The organism is Wenyingzhuangia heitensis (assembly GCF_011762155.1).
GTDB classification, from domain to species: Bacteria; Bacteroidota; Bacteroidia; order Flavobacteriales; family Flavobacteriaceae; genus Wenyingzhuangia; species Wenyingzhuangia heitensis.
This window is the reverse complement of sequence record NZ_JAASQL010000009.1, coordinates 1-21,159: the sequence shown is the minus strand read 5'-3', so window position 1 is coordinate 21,159 and position 21,159 is coordinate 1. Positions and strand designations below refer to the sequence as shown.

The 21,159-nt window shown below is 26.3% G+C and carries 12 protein-coding genes; 1 reads left to right on the top strand and 11 read right to left on the bottom strand.

Annotated elements, in window-relative coordinates; all coding sequences use genetic code 11:
* Window positions 1-383 precede the first annotated feature (383 nt).
* Window positions 384-3,800: an nSTAND3 domain-containing NTPase gene (locus tag FHR24_RS15235; protein ID WP_167190992.1), complete on the top strand. Its 3,417-nt coding sequence runs from the start codon at window positions 384-386 to the stop codon at window positions 3,798-3,800.
* 158 nt (window positions 3,801-3,958) lie between these two features.
* On the opposite strand, the gene FHR24_RS15230 is transcribed toward FHR24_RS15235, so the two are convergent.
* The 11 genes from FHR24_RS15230 to FHR24_RS15180 form a co-directional block, all read right to left on the bottom strand.
* Window positions 3,959-4,531, bottom strand: coding sequence for a hypothetical protein (locus FHR24_RS15230; RefSeq protein WP_167190983.1), 573 nt, complete (start codon window positions 4,529-4,531; stop codon window positions 3,959-3,961).
* Window positions 4,532-4,576: 45 nt separating this feature from the next.
* Window positions 4,577-5,062, bottom strand: a complete 486-nt coding sequence (locus FHR24_RS15225; RefSeq protein ID WP_167190980.1) for a hypothetical protein — start codon at window positions 5,060-5,062, stop codon at window positions 4,577-4,579.
* Window positions 5,063-5,075: 13 nt separating this feature from the next.
* Complete coding sequence (locus FHR24_RS15220; protein WP_167190977.1) at window positions 5,076-5,372, bottom strand: hypothetical protein; 297 nt, start codon at window positions 5,370-5,372, stop codon at window positions 5,076-5,078.
* A 357-nt stretch (window positions 5,373-5,729) separates the two neighbouring features.
* A complete protein-coding gene (locus tag FHR24_RS15215) occupies window positions 5,730-6,533 on the bottom strand; it encodes a DUF6602 domain-containing protein (RefSeq protein WP_243846574.1) in 804 nt (267 codons plus the stop codon).
* Between the two features lie 43 nt (window positions 6,534-6,576).
* A complete protein-coding gene (locus FHR24_RS15610; RefSeq protein WP_208412381.1) occupies window positions 6,577-8,718 on the bottom strand; it encodes a ThiF family adenylyltransferase in 2,142 nt (713 codons plus the stop codon).
* A gap of 1 nt (window position 8,719) precedes the next feature.
* Window positions 8,720-9,733, bottom strand: coding sequence for an SMODS domain-containing nucleotidyltransferase (locus FHR24_RS15205; RefSeq protein WP_167190974.1), 1,014 nt, complete (start codon window positions 9,731-9,733; stop codon window positions 8,720-8,722).
* 543 nt (window positions 9,734-10,276) lie between these two features.
* Window positions 10,277-12,571, bottom strand: a complete 2,295-nt coding sequence (locus FHR24_RS15200) for a transglutaminase-like domain-containing protein (protein WP_167190971.1) — start codon at window positions 12,569-12,571, stop codon at window positions 10,277-10,279.
* Entirely contained in the window at window positions 12,558-15,737 is a 3,180-nt protein-coding gene (locus FHR24_RS15195; protein ID WP_167190967.1) for an efflux RND transporter permease subunit, read from the bottom strand. The genes FHR24_RS15200 and FHR24_RS15195 overlap by 14 nt, the downstream gene beginning before the upstream one ends.
* 67 nt (window positions 15,738-15,804) lie before the next feature.
* Window positions 15,805-16,872 carry a signal peptidase I gene (gene lepB / locus FHR24_RS15190; protein WP_262886532.1) on the bottom strand — a complete coding sequence of 356 codons (1,068 nt, stop codon included), beginning with the start codon at window positions 16,870-16,872 and terminating at the stop codon, window positions 15,805-15,807.
* 79 nt (window positions 16,873-16,951) lie between these two features.
* Window positions 16,952-18,463: a TolC family protein gene (locus tag FHR24_RS15185; protein WP_167190961.1), complete on the bottom strand. Its 1,512-nt coding sequence runs from the start codon at window positions 18,461-18,463 to the stop codon at window positions 16,952-16,954.
* 2 nt (window positions 18,464-18,465) lie between these two features.
* On the bottom strand, window positions 18,466-21,159 hold a 2,694-nt coding region (locus tag FHR24_RS15180; protein ID WP_167190958.1), incomplete at its 5' end, for an efflux RND transporter permease subunit.

The window sequence follows — 21,159 nt, the reverse complement described above, 5'->3', positions numbered from 1 at the left end:
CTATAGAAAAAATAATGTAATTTTACCTGAACTTACGATTTAAGAACGAAGAATTTTAACTAAAAAAGAGTCAACCTATTTCAGTATAATACACTATTAGTGATGAATTAATAGATAAAAATAAACTTGCTAGAAAGTTAAGGAAGAAGAATTTCAAAGATGATTCTATTAAAAAAATTATCGACAATTATAAATCTCCTGAAATAGTTGAAGAAGAACAGCTTCAAACATATATATTAAAGAAATTAAAAGAATCAAACTTATTCTACAATCCTCTTATTTCTTTTGAACTCCTACTCTATTGGTTATATAAAATAGCCGAAAATCAACAAGAAATCAATAACAAAGACTTTATAAAGTCCATAACTAAAATTGGTGAGTTCTTGAATCAACAAAAAAACTTCAATACCCATTTTGGAAATACAATTTTACCACTCAACTCAAAAGAATTAAATATTGAAAATATAAATTCATTAAAAGAGGGTTTTTATGAAGGTATTTCTGTTAGATACGAACATATACTAGCTGATTTAGATATATTAAGGATTGACAAACTGAATGCTATTGATAATAATTTTCAAAAAAATAATATTGTTTTTATACACGGTGCTTCTGGTCAAGGTAAAAGTACTTTAGCATATAGATATTTACATAATTATATAGATTCAAATGCTGTTTATGAATTGAAATTATCAAATAATATAAATGATGTTTATGAGGTAATTAGTAGTTTAAATGCTCTATGTGAAGGATTAGATTTCCCTATAACTGTTTATATTGATGTGCAACCACAAAGTAATTATTGGAATGATGTCTTAAAAGAATTATCCAATAAAAATAATTTACAATTTTTAATCACTATTCGCCAAGAGGATTGGAATAGAACCATTTTAGGTGAAGATTACAACTTTAGTAACATAGAACTATCTTTTAACGAAGAAGAGGCTAAAATTATCTATACTTTATTTTCTCAGTATAAAACAAATTTAATATTTACAGACTTTAATGAATCTTGGATACAGTTTGGAAGTAAGGGAATGTTATTAGAGTATGTTTATTTAATAACTCAAGGTGATAAATTAAAAATTAGACTTAAAAATCAAATAAATAGATTAGAAAATGAAAATAAGACAACAGAGTTAGAAATTCTAAGATATGCTTGTCTTGCAGATTCTTTTAATTCACGAATTCAGTATAAGGAAATTATAAACAGACTAAATATTGAAAGAAGTTTATCTAATTTACATATAAAACTACTTGAAAAAGAGTATTTGTTAAAATTTGTAAATGATAGAAAATACTTAACAGGACTTCATCCAATAAGGTCACAGTTATTATGTGAAATATTATTTGATGAAAATGATTATATCAATAGAGATGATTACATAAATGATTCTATTTCGATGGTCAATGAAGAGGATTTACATACCTATCTTTTAAACAGTTTTGATAAAGGCTATCATATTGAACAATTGTTAAAAAACTTAGATTCTAAACATTTCTATTCTTGGGCTGGCTATAATAACATTACAAAAGCGTTAATTTGGAAAGGAGTTAAAGATTATATTTTTATCAAAAACATTGATAACTTCAACATTTTATATAAAGATTATGCAGCTTTTTGGACTTTTTTAATTCCGCATGATTACTCTGATGTTACTGACGGTTCTCTTCATGAGATATTCAAAGAATATATGTCAGCTGATGTTAATGATAAAATTAAAAATATTCAATCTAATTTCTCACCTAAAGAAGATGTTTACGATTATGTTCTAAAATGGTTGTCTACTAAATTACAAATATCAATACTAGAAGAAAAAGAGACTGACTTAATACATTTAGGAGAATTCTTTTTTTGGGTAGGGTATTTAAAGTTAAAAGTATCTCTTTCAATCAACGAAGAAGAAATATTAAAGATATTTAGCTCAAATAACATTTCTGTAAAAAATGCTTCTTTTCTTTTATTAGGAATTCAATTTTATAACTATAACTCCAAGGAATTTATATCCAAACTACAAGAAATACTAATCAAACACATAAGAAAAAAGTATAATATTATTAATTTAAAAATTAATGATTTAGTTGATTGTACATATTTTTACAACCTTATTGAATTTGAAATTGACTCAGAGATAGTAAATAATTTCTTTAACAATAGGTCAATGGAAATTATACATCTATTACGAAACATTTACCCACATAAAGAAAAATATAGTATTAGGGGTACTGGATCATCCTTTTTTGGCATTAATTTACCTCATGACCCTACAATTAAAAATATTGAAAGAAAAAAACTCCCAATACCTTTTTTAGTTGAAGTAAACATTTTAATTGCTAATCTTTATTCATTTCAATTTAGATGTGACTCATGGATAGATTATAGTAAAAAAATTTATGAAAAGAGAATTACTTATAACACTTTATGTACAAAGCTAACTTCTTCTTTTGTTCATTATTTTAGAAAAAATAATTACTCTGTATTTATTGAAATAGTTACGGAAATAGAAGAAGAATTAAAATCTATAAAAACAATTCCATTACCTAAAAATATATCAGATAAATGGGGATATATTTCAGAAGGTCAAAATGAGAATTCTTTAGAAGAGCTAACTGAACGAAAAGGAATATCTGCATCTAAAATAGCATCATTAAAACATTATAATAATTACAGAAAAAATCAACGAGATTATTTTTCATCTTTAGACAATTTTTTAAAACAGATAGGGTCTAATATTCTTTCTCTCTACAATATTAGGATTAATGGAAATCTCCCAGATGATTATAATTCTAATGTTCTTAGCTCAAATATCAAAGATGCAATTATAAATCATAAACCCTATGTATTTGAATTTGAAAATCACTTTAATAATTTTTTAAAAAAAAAAGAATTTGAAAAACTAGAGAATACTGAGGAAGAAAACTTAAGAGTACTGTTCTATTGTTGGAAACAATTTTTAAATCAAAAAGGTAGTGTAAATAATAAAATTCGTAAAAATACTGCTAAATCATTTATCGAGACAAAAACCAATTTAAATAAAAGATTAATCAAAGAGAGACAAAATATTCTTAATGAGATGGGGCTATCATTTACCGTTGAAGTTTCAGAAAAAACAGACGGGAAATTATTGCTTACTTGTGAAGTTAATTCTGAAACTTATCTTGCTTCTTGCATTATTGCCAGAATGCTATTACAAAGGTCATTAAATTCGGATTTTTTCAGTTTAAAAAAACTGATAATAGACTTAAACATTAAATCCGCTATATACATCCCTTTATTCAATGGCAATCCATTAAACCAAACAGCTGTAGAAATTTCATTATATAATTTAGAAAAAGAGATTGATGATGATGGAAATAATGCTCTTTTACATTTCAATTTATTTTACAAAATAGACGATAACATTATTAACCATTTAAAGTTAGAATTTTGGAATGAAATGATTGAAGCTATAAAACAATATGAGACTTTTATGGGAGAGATAACAAGCCTTGTAGAGATACAAAATCAAATTAGAAATATAGATTTAGATGAAAAAGATGATGAAGGAAAATTAATCTTTAATGAATATATTGATGATTTGAATACATTGATGAAAAAGAGAATAGATAATGCTATTTTTAGTATTAAAGCAATTGATATTGGAACAGATATAATGAAGTCCTTTAATATTTTAGAAAATTTAGATACTATTAATTTAAAAGAAGATAAGAATGGTTTTGAAGACCTTAAAATATCATTAACAAATAATTATTATTCCTTTTGTGAAAATAAAATAAGTGAACTTTTTTTAAATAGTTAACAACTATTTATTTACAAAAGAAAACAAGGAAAATTTAAATTTAGAAGGTGTAGCCTATTCCCCCTTATACCTAAAAGAGGCCATAAAATCATTTTGATTTTATGGCCTTTTAATATAGTACGCAACATATAATTGCAAAGGATTAATTATATCAACCCCTAAAATTTCATTTCAATTTTCTTTATGTTTTTACCTTTTAGACACTTGTCTCCTACTCTGTTCAAAATAAAATCACCCATATATGCTGATGCTTTTGTTTCTCCTGGTTTAATGGCTGTAAAATGTACATCTGCTTTTTTGCATAAGACTTTATTAGGTTCTTGTGTTTTATAAGGTTCATATAATTTGAATTCTAATAAAGTAATTTCGTCATACTTTTTTTGAAGCTTATCTCTATCGTAAGTAAATCTTTTCTTTAAAGACCCTGCTACTACAGCATCAAAACCAGTTTTCCCTTCTTGCTTTTTGATTCCATCATTTAATGATGCTATTGATTTGGTCAACGAAGCTAACTTACTGGCTTTGTAATTTTCAAAATTTTCTTTTAGAAAAGTAATACTATCTTGAACTGTAATGGTTGACACTTCAAAATGCGTGTAACTCACTTTAAGGTCATAGTGTACTCCTTTTACAGTTTCTAAATAATCCTTAACAGCTTGTCTTTCTATCGTTTGAGCATTTGACAATGAACAAACGGTAAATAATGCTATTGTAAACATTTTCTTTTTCATACTTTATTTTTATGTTATTTATGTTCTGTTCTTTATTTATGGATATTAAAAAACATAAGATTTAGTAGCTGGTCCAGATCCTTTAACCACATCAAAATCTTGATTAAAAATCTCTTTATCATTTTTATACACTGTAAAATTATAACGTACTCCAACATCTGTTAAAGAATACCCTGATGTTGTAATTACAACATGTAAAGATTTAGTCTTATTTGCAGTGACAAACGTATAACTACCTACTTCTCTTTCATGTACATTCACAAAAGCAGTCCTTCCTAAGTTAATTTCTTTTCCATTTATTATTTCTAAAGTATTAACATCATATACATTATCTGATAAACCAGAAACAGCTAGTATTCCTGTGTAATTTTCAACTTCTCCTGTTTGAGTAAAAACAAATTTAAATTTGCTTTTTTCAGAAGTTATTACATCTGTTATCTTTTCATTTTCAATGGAGTCTGAATCATCTTTTGAGCATCCAGTTACAAGCATAGTCATCAAGACTATACCTAAAATCATTTTTCTTTTCATATTTATTTATTGTTTAAAAAATTTTCTTGATAAGACTACCAATACTTTGAGGGTAACTTCGATTAGAAGTAGATTTAGGTCTGTAATTATTCCTATTACAATTTTTACATGCTTTTAAAAGCGTGTTTTTTTTGTGTAGTTCTGATTGATAATTACGAGGATTAGAACGTATAGCAAACACCAATTTCATCAGTTGAGGACTGATTTTTGGATTGTCTATTACATGCTGATAACGGTCTATGTCTATTTTGGTAAAATTGAATTCTTTTACTAAGACTTCTTGAAGATTTAACTGGCAATTGTTTTCCATTTTTTTACGTATAAAAAAAGCGTGGGACTACCTCTTATCTGCTCTAATGGTCTCGCCAGAAACCAATCCACCAAAATAAGGATAGCCCACGCAAAAACGTGGGCATCTTAACTTTGATTGTGGTGAATTTTATTAAACCTGGCGAGTTTATAGAACCAAATCAAAAGCAAAACGCTTTATATTTTAAAAATTTCTTTTTCTACTTACAAAACTATGTATTTATAGAATAATAGACCTAACTATTTTTGGGAAATTATAAAGTTTATAATTTCTTTAGCAACTAAACCAAACATAAAACACATGGTTATGTTGTTTATAAGGTTTAAAAGATATATGGTATAATGACATAAATATTACTTAAACATCGTCATCTATTTCAAAGTTAATTGAATCAGCATAAGCACCTAAATCTATTGCTGCAATAGTTCCAATACTTTGTTGAAGATATCTCATTAATTGTAAAAAAAATGAAACTAGTGCTGTATCAGCACTACTAAATACTATTGAATCAACAGAATTAATCTTTCTATTATTATAATAATCAGAAATGTTACTATTAATCTTTTGATATGAAGCTTTCCATTCTGCATAATATTCTCCCTCATAATCAACATAAAAACTTCCGAAACCTACGGCACACCCCATATCAATTCCTTTATGTCCTGAAAGTGATTTTAAATGTTTTTTTACTGTCTTTTCCGATTGTGTATTAGTACTAGACAAAATACCTCCAATTATTTTTGTTAATGGACGTGGATCTACAACCTTACCAGCATTAATTATAGAAGCAGATGTTCTCTTAAGTTTTCTTACGCTTTCTATTTTTCTTCCTGCATATTCAATATAACTAATAGATTCTTTTTTAACTTCAACATTTCCTTTTAAATCTGGTTTAACTTCAAATACAGCATAAACTCCTTCTGCAGGAATATAATGGATTCCATTTTGAGTAAAAACAAATGGTGTATAAGTTTGGTCGTAAATTACTAAATCAATTTGATCACTTAAATAGCCTTTACTATCAATAACTATAGCCTTATCAACGCAATATCTATTTGGAAGATATTTTCTTAGCCAATCTATCCATACATTTTCTAAAGAATCTCCTTTAGAACTAGGATGAGAGATAAATTCTCTATTGGTATTTAGTTGGGCAATCATTTGAGATTGAAGTCCAACAAACAAGTCTTTAAGTTTTACTTTTTTATTCATATTTTTTTAACTTTTTATTATCGTATATATATAAATCTTTACCAAAAGAGATATTGTTAACTTCAGCAATCATTAATAAAGGCTTGTCAATATTTATATTTTTATCTTTTGAAATTATCTCCATTGCATTAATATCAGTACTACTTGGAGTTGTTGGTCCATTAGGATGAGAATGCCATTCTCCTAAATATTCAATTTCACCATTAGTCATTTTATGGATTTCACTCAACCTTTCGTTTAAAGTTCCTGGTTCTCTAATAAAAATAGTTTGTCCATTTTTATATTGATCAGGTATTAATATATCAGTAATTATAAAGTGTAAATCTGACTTATAACCTATAAAAACTCCTCCAAACTCTTTTGGATAGTGAAACTTGGTTTCTTCTTCTATTCTCTTTAAAACACTTTTAGATATGTGTATAGCACTATTAATATCATTAAGAATATAATATTCATACTCTTGAATTTCTATTATTAATTCATCTCCAAAATCTGGTTGAATAATAAAGGACTCATGTTTTTTATTTTTTGAGTAATTATTATTTATGACTTTTACACCAACATTTAGTAAGGCATTTATGTCATTATAATTAGCCTCAAAAGTTGGATATCCACATCCTGTTCCTTCAAAATAAGAAGGCTCTTCATTTTCGACAAAATCAAAAATAGTTTTAGCTTGTTTTGTTAAATTTTTACCTGTTATTGAAACAAATGATTTTGCATTATTAGTTATGGCAAGACTAAATGTTTTTCCAGTAAAATTGAGTTTGTCAATTATATATGAAACTTCTGTATCTGTAGAGCAATCAAAAATTATATCAACATTTTTATTAAAAGCATCTTTTATTACTTCTAAATCATAATGATTGAGTTTTACCGATATTGAATTTATGTTTACAAAAGGAGAAATTGCTTTAAGTCTTTTAGTTAAACTATCGGTTTTATAATAAATCATATCATTTAAGCCATAATTTGCTCTACATAAATTACCTCCTTTAATGGTGTCAAAATCTTCAAGAACTATATTCTTTACTCCTCCTCTTACTAATATTTCTGCTAACGAACTTCCCAAAGCACCACAACCAATAATTAAAATATTTGAGTTTGTGATTTTGTCATCTAATTTACCTCTTCCAAAAAATCGGTTGTAATCAATATTTTCAGTTGTTGACCAATTAATCTTATTTAATTTAAAATTATGTTCAAATCTTTTGCTTCCATTTTGAACCTCACTTTTAGATATTCTTTTATAATCAATAGGAATATTTTTTTTTGATATTCTAATTAAATCCCAATGCTCTTCATAAGTCTCTTTGTTAGGAATTTTATATCCAATTATTAAGAATAGGCCGTTTTCGTGATAGTAATTATTATTAAATTCTCTTTTTAAGCCTTTATATAAATACCCAATAAATTCATCTAACAGATAATCTTTTAGTTCATTCCAATTTTCTATACCTTTTCTTCCAACATTATTCTTTCTTAAAGGTTCTTCTTCAATAAAATAATACAATCCTTTTTTGCAGGTTTTACTTTTTAATTCTTCAACAAAAGTATGCGACCAAGTATCATTTTTACCATCTTCAAAACCTAACCTGAATAATTTCTTTACGGGAAGCTTTTTCTCTCCAAATTTTTCGTCAGAGAAGATTGAAAAACGAAATGTACCAAATGAGTTTTTAGGGAAATTATTTTTCGTATTGGTGAAGTATAATTTATTAATACAACCACTTTCAGTTTTATGAATTAAATAAGTATAATTATCGTCTTCTTTTTTATAAATATAATAATCTTTAATCCATTGTTTCAGACAATGAATTTCATAAAGTAATTTTCTATCAAAATCTTCATCTTTATCAGGATGAAAACATACAGATCCATCAAGATTTATATGATTGAGACCTATATAATTCTTGTTTTTAAAAATAATTGATATATTATCTGAATTAGGATGAGTTAAAGGATAATTATGTGGGATAGCTATATCAAAGCTTAAGTTTTCATTCAAATAATTTATCTCAATTTTACCTCTGTAATAGTTATCTTCTTTTTTTATATTTTCAACTATTACTAAATCTTCATCTTTTTTTAATAGACCATTTATTTTACTTAAAGTTTTATCCTCATCTTTCAAATTATCCAAATTTACTTGTACTTAAAACAGAAGCTTTAGAAGAACTATTTGAATTTGAGTCATCTTCATTATCAAACTCCTCATTTATAGGGAAATATTCTTTTATCTTATCAGAATCATCTTCTACATCCTTAATGGTATTTTTCATATCACGCTTAGTTTGTGTCTTAGCCGTTTCACTCATTGAATCAGAAACTATGTTACTTGAATTTGCAGGATCAACTAAGTTAGAAGTCTCAATATTATCAATGATATGAATCATAACCAACCTAGTTTTTTCCCAAAGTCCGTTTGGAATTTCATCGGTATTATCAAAAGCTTCTTTAGTATAGAGTTCCATCATAAATGATTTTATAAGTTTACCTCCATTTTTTTTCTTACGTTCAGTCTTCCAAACTTTGAGAAGTTTTGTTACTTTTCTTTCGTGAGTTCTATCTGCTCCATTTAATAACCCAATGTGAGTTTTAATGTTTGTTTTTATTCTAGTTTTTCCTTCATCCTCCTCTTTTTTTGATCTGTTAGAAGGATTTATATACAAACTTAAATCAGTATTGCTGTCATTATAATCATTATTGTTTGGTCTCTCTCTTCCAGGAACAACATCCATATCAAACTCTTCTCCATCAATATCAAATTTCAAACCTATTGATACCTTTTGTTTCCTTACATTGTCTTTACTAATATCACCATCTTCTTTAGTATACTCATTTTTTAAATATTTATATACTTCATCAAACATTTCACTTAAACTTTCAAAACCTTTTTCATCATTGTTTCCAGGAGTTTTCTTTTTAAACGGAATACAGCAGTCAATATCAAACTTTGTATTAATAGCTGTGTTCTTTGCATACGATCCTGAATCTATAGAATTAGAAGCTTTTTGGTCTGAAAACTTTTTGTTTAGAGCATCTTTAACTTTATTCTTCTTTTCAATGAACTTACTTAAATCTTCAACTTTATTTATATCGTGCGTATCAAGTACTTTTTTAAGGTATTCGTTTTTGTTTGTTGACATTGTTATACTGTTTTGGTATGATTTTTTTTTAAAACTAAAATTAACGATTTTATAAAATATTAACAGGTTGTAAAATATTTTAATATCAACAATTATTTTAATAATCTTAATAAGTTATATTAACATAATATAAGACTATCATCTTAATATAAATTTGCTTAGCCACACCATACTTATTAACAATTCATTTATAATAACCTACATATCTGTTCGTGCGAAAGTTTTATAACACAACTAAAAAGTAGTTCATTGAAAAACACATCAAATTCACTAATAGAATATGTAAGAATTTTACTCTTATTCTTTAATAAATGTAATAGCGGAGATATTAGCAAGTAGAACTCGGGCAGAGCCCAAATTTCAACTTGCTCTGCGAGGCTAAACAACTAACAATAAGCAGCTTATTAATTAAACGATTTATAATAAAATTATAACCACTTATTTAAACTATTGATTTACAGTATTAAAACTTATAAAACACACATCCTAATCAAAACACATAAATATTTTTTATAATGTTTATAATAAAAAGCTATTGTAACTTTAGTTTAATCCCACCCATACTTGTTCACCTTTCTCATTAAATTTAAAAACATATTCCTCAGAACCTTTCGTCTTATTTTTAAGCCAATAAATAGTATTTCTAGGTATATTGTTATATTGTAAGAGAGTATCTTTAGCATTTTGGCTCCCTAAAGATTTCCATTTCATATCCCAATAAAACAACTCGTATAGTTCATTTTTATTAATATGATTGTCATCATTTCTAGCTTGAATTTCAAAACCTGAAATTTTGGTCTTTTGACTTAAATTCAATATTAATTCAAAATTCGTTTCACTTACAAAAGTTAAGGGATTATTATCTATTATAGCATTAACCTCCTTACCTTTAATATTATTTAAAGCTATTTTTTCAATATTATTCACTTTCCTTCCATATATATCTAAAAGTTGAAAACTAGCGAGCTCTACCTTCTTCCAATCAGATTTAACTAACCTATAATATTTATAGTTTACAGGCTTGTCAAATTTTATTTGAATATTATGAGAAGTATTCAAATCTTTAATTATGTATATATCTTTATATTCAGAATCAATTTTAGATTTCCCTTGCAAAACACAACCATTAATAGATTTATTTCTTTTTTGATTTATCCCCTTAGTACTTGATATGTGATATGTTGGATATTTTCGCAAAATAGTTCCTGTATTAAGAAACTTATTATCATTATTGAAAAAATTCACATTTCCTCCTTTAGTTAGTTCAAATGGATTATTAACTAAATTTGTCACACGATTTTTGTTTGAAAAAACTACATATATTAGACCAACTCCAACGTTCTCAAAATAAACCTTATTATCCTTTATTTTGGATGCCTCTACTACTTTATCCCACCCTGTATTAGGATTAAATACTCCTAAATACATTTTTTCACCTTTATTCCAGAGAATGTCTATCTCAATATCAGCTGTATTGTGATAAACATTAGTTACATCCATATTAGGCTTTGAAAAACAATATCTAAAAACCTTAGTTATACAAGATTCTTTATATAAATTTTTTAAATCTACATTTTTCTTCCCAATGTCTCTAGTTTTCACTTCGTTTCCATCCATATAAGAAACCCACGAATGAGCAATATTCTTGTTATAATTCCCCCACCTTTGACAGTAATCAATACTAGAAGGAATACCTAATGAGCGCAAAACAGTCACCACATATGTAGCTAAATGTTCACAATCTCCAAATTTAGTTTTCTCTATTTCAGAAATTGAAGGAACTCCTTCATAAGGATACTTATTATTTTTTGAAAAGGTTATAGTTGACAATTCTAATTGATCATAAATTTTATTCACAATATCTTCCATAGGTTTATTTTGAATGCTATCATAAACCCATTTAAATTTATCGTACAACTCTCTTCTCTTTCCTTTTTCTATAGGCTCATTTAATACTCTATATGGTAATACAAATTCTAAAAAATCTTTGAATTTATACATGTTCTTTTTAGGATTTCTTTCAAATGCTTCAAATGAAAGTTCTATATTTTCTATTAAAAAATCAGCATCAACAGAATATAAATCATATACTTTTTCTGATTTAATTTTATTTATTTGATTAATTGAATCTATTTTTTTTGAAAAAAAATTAAGCATATTCATATCTACATATTCTTTACTATATGAGATGTTTTTTAATTTAATCTCATTTTTCTTTTTTTGCTTATCAATTTTTAATTGATTTTCTTTTTTTATGACATTCCAATATTCTTTAATAGTCTTAACTCCTTTGGAGTTACATAATTTCATATTTCTTTTTTCAATCAATATTTTTTTTACTCTTTTCTTTTCTTTTAAACTTTTCCAATATTCTTTTTCTTTATTATTTAATTTAGCTTGTTTTAATTTTTTCTTTTCTGTTTCCAGTTCCCTTAAAGTTCTAAGTCTTTTTAACTTTTTTCTATTTTCTATTTTAATATTTCTTTTAAGATTTAACCTTTCAAGACGTTTTAAAAACTTTTCCTTGTTTATTTTTCTACTTTGGTTTTCATAAACTACTCTTTGTTTATTTGTTTTATCAAATGCCTTTTGATATTTATTTCCATAATTATCAAAATAATGGTAAATCATATTTGAAATTAAAAATTCAGCAGCTTTTAACTTTAAACTATCTTTAGGAGAACTATAATATTCTACAACTTTTAACAGTTCTTTTTTGTTTTCCTTTGCCAAATCTAAAGCTATATCAACTTTGTTCTTAGATTTATTATCACAAGCATTTATTATAAAAACGGTTAAGCCTATTTGTAATAAATAAAACAATCTATTTTTCTTCATTGTGTCTATTTTTTTCTTTTTTTAAAATAAATAATGGTAAATAAATAAAAATCCCTATTAATGAAAATATTAAACCTCCAATTGAACCTACAGCAAAGGAGAACCAAAAAACTTCTTTTTGACCATCCCATAAGAAAGGAATTAAACCAGCTATTGTTGAAATAATCGTCAATAGTACAGGTATTATTTTATAATTAAAAGCTTTAAAATACAAACCCCATAAAGCTCTATTCGGAAATTGTTTTTTAAGATTATTATAATCATTTACAATGTATAAACAGGAATTTACACTAATTCCCGATAGTAATATAAAGGAAGTATAACCTCCTTGGTCAAAATTATATTCAAATAAATAAAATGTTAAAAACACTCCTATAAATGATATAGGGATGATGCTAATAATAGCAAAGGGTTGACGAAGAGATTCTAATAAAATAGAACATATAAAAAAGATAATCAAAATAACTACTACCAATGAAATATATTGTTGAGTATCTTCTTTATTCCATCTTCCCCCATTACCATTGCCTATAGAATAGCCTATTGCTAATTTAGATTGAAACTCTTTAATATTATCTTTTCTAAATTTCTTAGATAATTGATAGGTCCCTACAAAATCATAAGCAATTGTTAAATTGTATTGTTGATCCCTTTTAGAAATTGTATTCCCCGTTTTTCTTTTATCGATCTCTGCTAGTTGACTTAATTTATATTGTTTATTTTTAATCCACAAAGGAGTGTTCTTTAGATCCCAAACATTAAATTTATCATGATTATCTGCCACTAATTTAACATTCTGAAGTTCATCATCATATACTATTGATGTTACATTTTCTAGATAAACTTGATTTTTTAAATAACCATAGATACTGTTTTGTGCCATACCTACATCTGCAACTTTTTCCAAATCAAAATTTAAATAAAATTCATTTAAAGATTTAGAATATCTACCTCCATTCGTAATATCCACCTCTTTTACTCTTGAATTGGAGTTTTGCAACAACTGTTCTTTAAAATCAATTGCATACCTATATAACTCATCGTAATTATAACCTTGTAAGTTAATTCTTTCACTTTTAGGCCCTTCTCTTAAAGAATTAGAAAAGCCTTCTCCAACACCGGTAACTCTCCAAGTAGCGCCTCCTAAACCAATTGCTTTGTATTCTAAAGCGTCTTTTAATTCGTAAGGAAAGTTAGTTAATTCAAATTTATCTTTGAAGTAGATGGTTATAGATGAATTTTGAGGATCTCTTATATTGGTTTCAAACAATGAAACTTCATCATATTGAGAAATCTGATTCTCCATTCTTTCTACAACTTCATTTAGTTGTTCAATCGTACAGCCCTCTGGCATTTCAGCTGACACTCGTAATACTGTTTTCTCTGGATCTCTTGAATATGAATTTTCAAATACATTTTCTGTAAACAAACGTAACGCTCCTCCTATTACTTTTTCTAGTGTTGGCTTTATTTCTTGATAATAAAACCTATTTCCAAACGTTTTGTTGTATAACTCTGTTCCAAATCCAACTTTTTCTTTATCTTCTTCCATTTTTTCAGGAAAAAGATGTATTGGAATTCCAAAACCTAAAATCAAAATCAAAATACAACTACATTTTATTAATCTTATCTTAAAAAAAGAAAGTATGCTTCTATAAATATTATTAAATAGTACAATTCTTTTTTTTATTTTCAAAGAAATGCGTTTTTTTTCTTTATTCAGTTCAAATTTGTCTAAAAGTGCTGGAACAAAATATAATGATACTATTAAAGATACTGCAATATTACTTGCTATCACTAATGCAAAATCCCATAAATTAGCCCTTTCTTCTTCTTTCAAAAAAAAGATAATAAGCAGTGCTGCAATTGTAGTCATTGTCGAAGCTAAAATTGCTTTAAACACCTTTTTATCACCTTTTTTTCTCAAGTGATCAATCATAATAATACTGTTATCTATTACAATACCAAAAGAAATAGTAATTCCTGCAAATGAATACATTTGTAATTCTATATCCATGAAATAATATAAAATAACTGCAATAGATAAATTTATGATAATACTGCAGAACAATAAAAGCATATACTTAAGACTTCTATTAATAACTAACGTTAGTATTAATAGAATTAATAATGAATAAAGTGTTCTTCTCTCTATTTTTTGAATTTCTTCTGATAAAAATTCCGTACTGTCCCTAGTTAATTTTAAAGAATAGCCATCTCGGAACAGGTTTTCTCTAAACCCATTAATTTCTTTTTTAACTCGTTTAGCCAATTCAATAGTATTAGTTCCTTTTTCAGGATAAATAATAAGATTTACCGAATTTAACCCGTTAGTTCTATAATACCTTTCTACTTCAGCTTCTTTATGGGTTACATTTGCAATGTCAGTTAAATAAATAATTCTATCTTCTATTTTTTTTATTGGAATGTTACTCCATTCTATCTCTTGATCCGTGTTAAAAATCAATTGTAATGATTTTTCTTGAAAATCAACATTAGATACATCTACACCAATACCTATTTGACGCTCTTGAAAGTGTGTTTTTATAGATTTTGAGATATCCGAAGCAGTCATATTCAATTGAATCAATTGATTTGTTCTATATTTAATGACCCATTCATAAGAAGTTGCACCATTTATGATTACTTCATTTACATTTTCTATTTCTGATATTTTGGGTAATATTTTTTTCTCAGCATACTTTTTTATATAATAAGGACTCTCGTTGGCATTAATACTGTAAGAAAGGATAGATTTTGTAATCTCATCAAATTCCTCAGAAAAACTCATTGAGAAACGAGGGTAACTGACACCTTCAGGCAATTCATCATAGTTTTGACGTATTAAATTAGCTATTTCAAAACGTAAAGCATCTTTATCTATATTTTTTTTTAATGTAAGAGATACTCTTCCTTTTCCTTTAGAAGAACTAGACCTAATACTTTTCACACCATTAATAGTATTAAAAATACCTTCTAACTTTGAGGTTACTTCTTGTTCTATAACCTTAGCCGATGCATTTTTCCAACTGTATATTATATTTAATGAAGATTGTTTTCTGCTAGGTACTAATTGAACGCTTAATATGGGGATTAAACATAAACCAACCAAGAATAAACATCCAAAAATAGTTAGAGTTGTAAAAGTAGAAAGCTTTAATTTCATTATATATTCTATTAAATTTGTATCGACGTAATTTTATTTCTGTAAAGAAGAATATTGATCAAAAAAGTCACACACCTTTACCAATTCTTCCCCATTGAAACTGATTGTCTTTATTTGAAAAAAACACACAACTCACTTTGCCTACTATTTTTTCTTTTGGTATAAAACCTGTAAATCTAGAATCATATGAGTTACATCGATTGTCTCCCATCATAAAATAATAATCTTGTTTAAAAGTATAATGTGTCATTCTTACTCCATCAACACTAAATCCATTTTTTATTCTATTAATTTTTGCTCCTTCATATTTAGCAATCAACCCTTTATAAATTCTAAAATTCTCAGTATTTAACTCCATTTTATACCCTTGTTTTGGAATAAACACAACTCCATAATCATCAATAGTCCATTCTTGACTAATCGATTTGGGAAATAGTTTTTTCTTAACAGTTTTTTTTGCTTTTACTTTATGAAATGAATTTAAAAACGGACTTAGTTTCATTATTTCTTCTAAAGACAAATTTGCCCAATATTGATTATCTTTTCTACTTTCATTACTCTTAACAATCCCTAATTCATTAACTATTATTTGAAATGCTTTTTTATTTTTTACATCTAACAAATACTTATGTTTTATTTGATTTGAATCTTTGATAATTTGTCCATTTACATACACTATTCCGTCTTTAATATATAAGCTATCCCCTGCAATAGCCACGCATCTTTTAACAAAAAAGTCATTCTTTTTAAAAAAACGAAATACCACAACATCGTTTCTTTGAATTGTAGAAAAACCTGATAGTCTTTTTATAATTTGTTCACTCCTTCTATCCAACGTTCTTGTATAAGGATTGGCGTTAATTGTTTTAGGTCCATAACTTAGCTTATTCACCAATATAATGTCTTTTTCATATAATACTCCTTCCATAGAATCACTAGGAATGTAAAACAAATCAAAAACAAATAATCTACACAAGATAAATAGAGATAATAAAAAAATAATAGTTCCAAAAAGATGAATGCATTTTCGTAATAGAATGTTATGTATTTTACATCTTTGTTTTTTATATAAGTTATGTATAACTACATAAAATAGAATAATAAGACTCAACCACCAAAGATTTACAAAAAACATCAATAAAGATGTAATGAATATTACTTTATATTTCCAAAATATTATTTTTGAATAATTTATTATTTTCATTTCTTTTCAGTTAGTCTAAAATTCCTTTTTCAAAATCAATATTAAGTTCTCTCTTTTTTTTATAATCAAACAAAGTTAACTGTTGTATTTCATAATAGTATTTCCAATAATTAGACAATTTAGAAATGTAGTTCTCGTTTGTAGATTGCCATGCTTTTAGAGAACTAGTTAATCTTAATAAATCTACATTCCCCAATAAAAAACGTTGTTCTGTAATTTCGTATGATTCTTTTGCTACCTGACTCGCTCTTTTAGCCACAAAAATTAATTCTTCTTGTAAATTAAATTCTAAAATTTTTGAAGCTAAATCTTGAATAAGCCTAGTTTCTTCTTGTTCAAGATCTAAATCCTTAAATTGTTTATTTCTCTTAGCCATTTTTCTATTTCTTTTTCGCTCTCCCCAGTCTAAAATTGGTATTTTAAAACGGATGGCTATTCTTTCTTGTTTTAATAGATCATTATATGCTTCAGAAAAGACCTCTGATTGTTGATTAAAGCCGTAACTTGCTGTTAAAGACAAATCAAAGAGATTGTCTTTAATAGTTTTATCCAAATCTCTTTCAGCTTCAATTTTTTTAATTCCTAAGTCCAAAAACGTAGGATTGTTCTTCCTATATAAATCTAAAGCATGTGATTTCTTAATTTTAATACCTAATAAGCTTTCCTCAAAATAGGGTTTATCATAATTGGATAAATCTTCTCTTAAAAATAATTCTAGTTCCTTTTTTGTTTGAACCATTTTATTACTTAATATAGTTACTTCATTTCTAGCAATAAAAACTTCCAATTCTAAATTTAAAAGATCGTTTTTTTCTATACTTCCTATTTTATACCTTTTTTGAGCTATTTTAAATAATCTTTTTGCTGTCTCCTCTTTTTGAATTGCAATTTCTTTTTTTCTTTGAGCCAATAACCATCTAAAAAAATAATCTACTGCTTTTACATTAATACTTTGCATATGAAAAATTAATTCTTTTTTTGCTTTTTCATATTTTAAATTAGCAGTTTTATCCATCCATTTTAATCTATTAAAAGCCCATATAGGTTGATTTAAAGATATGTTTATAGGTACTATATTAAACCTATTTATAACTCCATTAGTATAATTTGTTAATTTATTAAAAGTTGAATTCAATGAAACCGTTCCTCCTGTTTCTAAAATACTTTGGCTTAGTGTTAAACCAGCTGATGAATTTAATGTTTTTACATTTCTGTAAACATCTTGATTTAATTGAGAATCATATCGCTGAACTACAGAACTTTTATAAGTTAAAGGATCTGTTTCAAAAGACAAAGAAGGTAATAAACTAGATTTAAATGAACGATACACTCCATAATCTAATTGATATTTATTTATAGCACTAAAAGCGTCTAACGAATTTTTATTTGCTATTTTCAACAACCCATTTAAACCTATTTTATGATTACCTTTTATTTCCTTATTTTGACTTAATATATATTGGCTTAACAGACATGTCAATATAAAAATAGCCATTGGTTTCTGTTTTAAAAACGTTTTCATTGTCAATCTTTAAATTTAGTTATACTCTTCATATTAAGAGATATTAAATAATAATAACATAGTGGTATAAAATATAAACTAACTATTGTACCTAAAATCATTCCACCTATTAAGGCTACAGCTAATGGAGCTTGCAGTTCAACACCTACTCCTGAAGAAAATAACATAGGAACCAAAGCTAAAATAGTTGTTAAACTAGTCATTAAAATAGGTTTTAACCTACGTTTTCCTGCTACTGAAATTGCTCTTAAAACAGAAGCTCCGCTTTTTTGTAATTGAATAATAGTATCTATCTTAAGAATTGAATCATTAATAATGATACCACACATAACTACAATTCCTATTAACGACATTAAATTAATACTCATACCAAAAAAATATAGTAATAAAAAGGCTCCTGTCAGATCTATAGGTACCTCGAAAAGGATTATTATAGGTAAAATAAAAGATTCAAATTGAGATGCTAATATGAAATATAACAAGACTAAGGACAACAACAGAATTATGATTAAATCTTTAACCATTTCTTGATTTGAAAAAAAACTACCCGAAAAACCAACTTCATACCATTGATTGTGTTTTATCAATGCTTTTATTTTATTTTTAAATGGTATAACTTTATTATCAGGAACCTCTATATCTAAAGGGTAATATTCCCCCTCTATATTTCCTGAAATATTTTTTAATTCTTGAATATTATGTACTCTTAAAAATTCTTTAATACAAACTTGAACACCTCCACTTAAAGCAACTGTGGTTTCGTTTAAAATATCTTGAATTGTTTTAATGTCTTCGCCTAAAACAACGGGAACAATTTCTTGATTGTGTTTAATAGTAAAAACTTCTCTTTCACCAAAAGTACTTTTTAACTTGTTATAAATACTATTCTCATTAATATTATAAGTCATCATTTTTTCCCTATCTGCTATTAACAGAATAGATTCTTGCCAAAGAATGGGTTTTAATTGAATAGTATTTAAATTTTGCTGTACTTGATACCAAACTTCTTTTAATTGATTATTCCTCTGATTTTCAACACTCCCCACATTTTTTAATTGAACAATTAAAGGAGCCTCTAAATTTGAAAAAATAGTACTGAAAATATTTGTAACTTCTTTATATTTATAATGAGCATTGGGGTATTTTTTATTTAAAAAAAACTCAATTTTCTGCTTTGCATTGTCTAAGTATTCTTCATTATCAAAATTTAAATACAAGGTTACTTCAGAAGTTCTTGCCAATGCTTCTTTATCTAAAATAAATTGTTGACTTCCTACCAAAGCCGTGTTTTCTCTAATTGTTTTTTTAAGAATTGCTAAAACTTCTATAACTCTATTTTTATTTTCATCTACATTAACTTGCTCATTCCAATCAATTTTTAATAAAGTTTCTTTCTGGCTTAAATAAGGCAGTTGAGACTTTGGTAAAAGATTATATAAAACAATTCCAGATATTAAAAGAAATACTATTATACTCCAAGCTGTTTTTTGATTTCTCAACACCCACCTTAGTCCTTTTTCATAAACTCTTTCGTACTCAATAGTATTTGATTTTTCTAAAAATATGGTTATTTTTCCTTTCCTATGACCATTTCGTTTGTGTAATAAATAATATAGAACGGGTAATAATAATATAGAAACTAATAAAGACGAGAACAATCCAATACTTATAGCCATAGCTTGATCGTAAAATAAAGCCCCCGCAATACCTTTAATAAATACTAGAGGAATAAAAACAGCACAAGTGGTTAATGCAGAACTCAACAAAGGCCTAAAGACTTCATTAGTACCTAAAACACAGGATTTTGTTAAAGAATTATTTTGCTCATAATACTGTGTAATATTATCTATTACAATAATTGAATTGTCTATCATTAAACCTATTCCTAATACCAAACCAGATAATGAAATAATATTAATAGAAATATGTAACACTTGAAAAAACAACAAGCATATAATCATAGAAATAGGAATCACAATAGATATTAAGATAGGAGCTTTTAAATTTTTAAGAAACAAAAACATAATTAAAAAAGATAAGGAAATCCCCCATAGTAAACTTTGAAATAAATTTGCTACAGCATAATCTAATAATTGAGTTTGATTACGTGTGACTTGAAAATCAATGTTTTTATAATCTTTTCGCAACTGTTCTAATAACTCATTTAATTTATCTTTCAGCACCCCCATTTTAGCATCGTGCTGCTTAATAACAGCCATAGTAATTGCTTCTTTACCATTAGACAACACCAAACCTTTACGTTTTTTTGGGTGCTCTAAAACAGTTGCAATATCTTTTAATTGATAAACTCTATTTTCTTTTTTAATGTAAATATTCTCAACATCTTTAATATTTTTAAGTTGACTCCCTAAACGAATATTATATTGGTATTGACTGTCTTTTATCGATAAGTTTTTAATACTAATATCTCCTCTTTGTATATAGTTTTCTAAATCATCTAGACTTATTTGTAAAGAGTATAATTTTTGTAAATCTGGAATTACCAGAATTTCAGGAGCTACCAAGCCACTTACATCAACCATAGCTACCTCTGAAATCTGCTCTATCCTATTCTTGATAATCTGATTATTAAAACTACTAAACTCTACAAACTCCTGAGAAACAGGAAACAAATCTTTATTTCTTACATTTTTAGAACTCCTTTCCTTTTTTAAAGTGGTGCTAATATAAAACAC

What these genes read in the sequence shown, in the direction of transcription:
- FHR24_RS15230 (WP_167190983.1), bottom strand. Translation starts at nt 4,531, where the DNA reads ATGAAAAAGAAAATGTTTACAATAGCATTATTTACCGTTTGTTCATTG.
- FHR24_RS15225 (WP_167190980.1), bottom strand. Translation starts at nt 5,062, where the DNA reads ATGAAAAGAAAAATGATTTTAGGTATAGTCTTGATGACTATGCTTGTA.
- FHR24_RS15220 (WP_167190977.1), bottom strand. Translation starts at nt 5,372, where the DNA reads ATGGAAAACAATTGCCAGTTAAATCTTCAAGAAGTCTTAGTAAAAGAA.
- FHR24_RS15215 (WP_243846574.1), bottom strand. Translation starts at nt 6,533, where the DNA reads ATGATTGCCCAACTAAATACCAATAGAGAATTTATCTCTCATCCTAGT.
- FHR24_RS15205 (WP_167190974.1), bottom strand. Translation starts at nt 9,733, where the DNA reads ATGTCAACAAACAAAAACGAATACCTTAAAAAAGTACTTGATACGCAC.
- FHR24_RS15200 (WP_167190971.1), bottom strand. Translation starts at nt 12,571, where the DNA reads ATGAAGAAAAATAGATTGTTTTATTTATTACAAATAGGCTTAACCGTT.
- FHR24_RS15195 (WP_167190967.1), bottom strand. Translation starts at nt 15,737, where the DNA reads ATGAAATTAAAGCTTTCTACTTTTACAACTCTAACTATTTTTGGATGT.
- lepB (WP_262886532.1), bottom strand. Translation starts at nt 16,872, where the DNA reads ATGTTTTTTGTAAATCTTTGGTGGTTGAGTCTTATTATTCTATTTTAT.
- FHR24_RS15185 (WP_167190961.1), bottom strand. Translation starts at nt 18,463, where the DNA reads ATGAAAACGTTTTTAAAACAGAAACCAATGGCTATTTTTATATTGACA.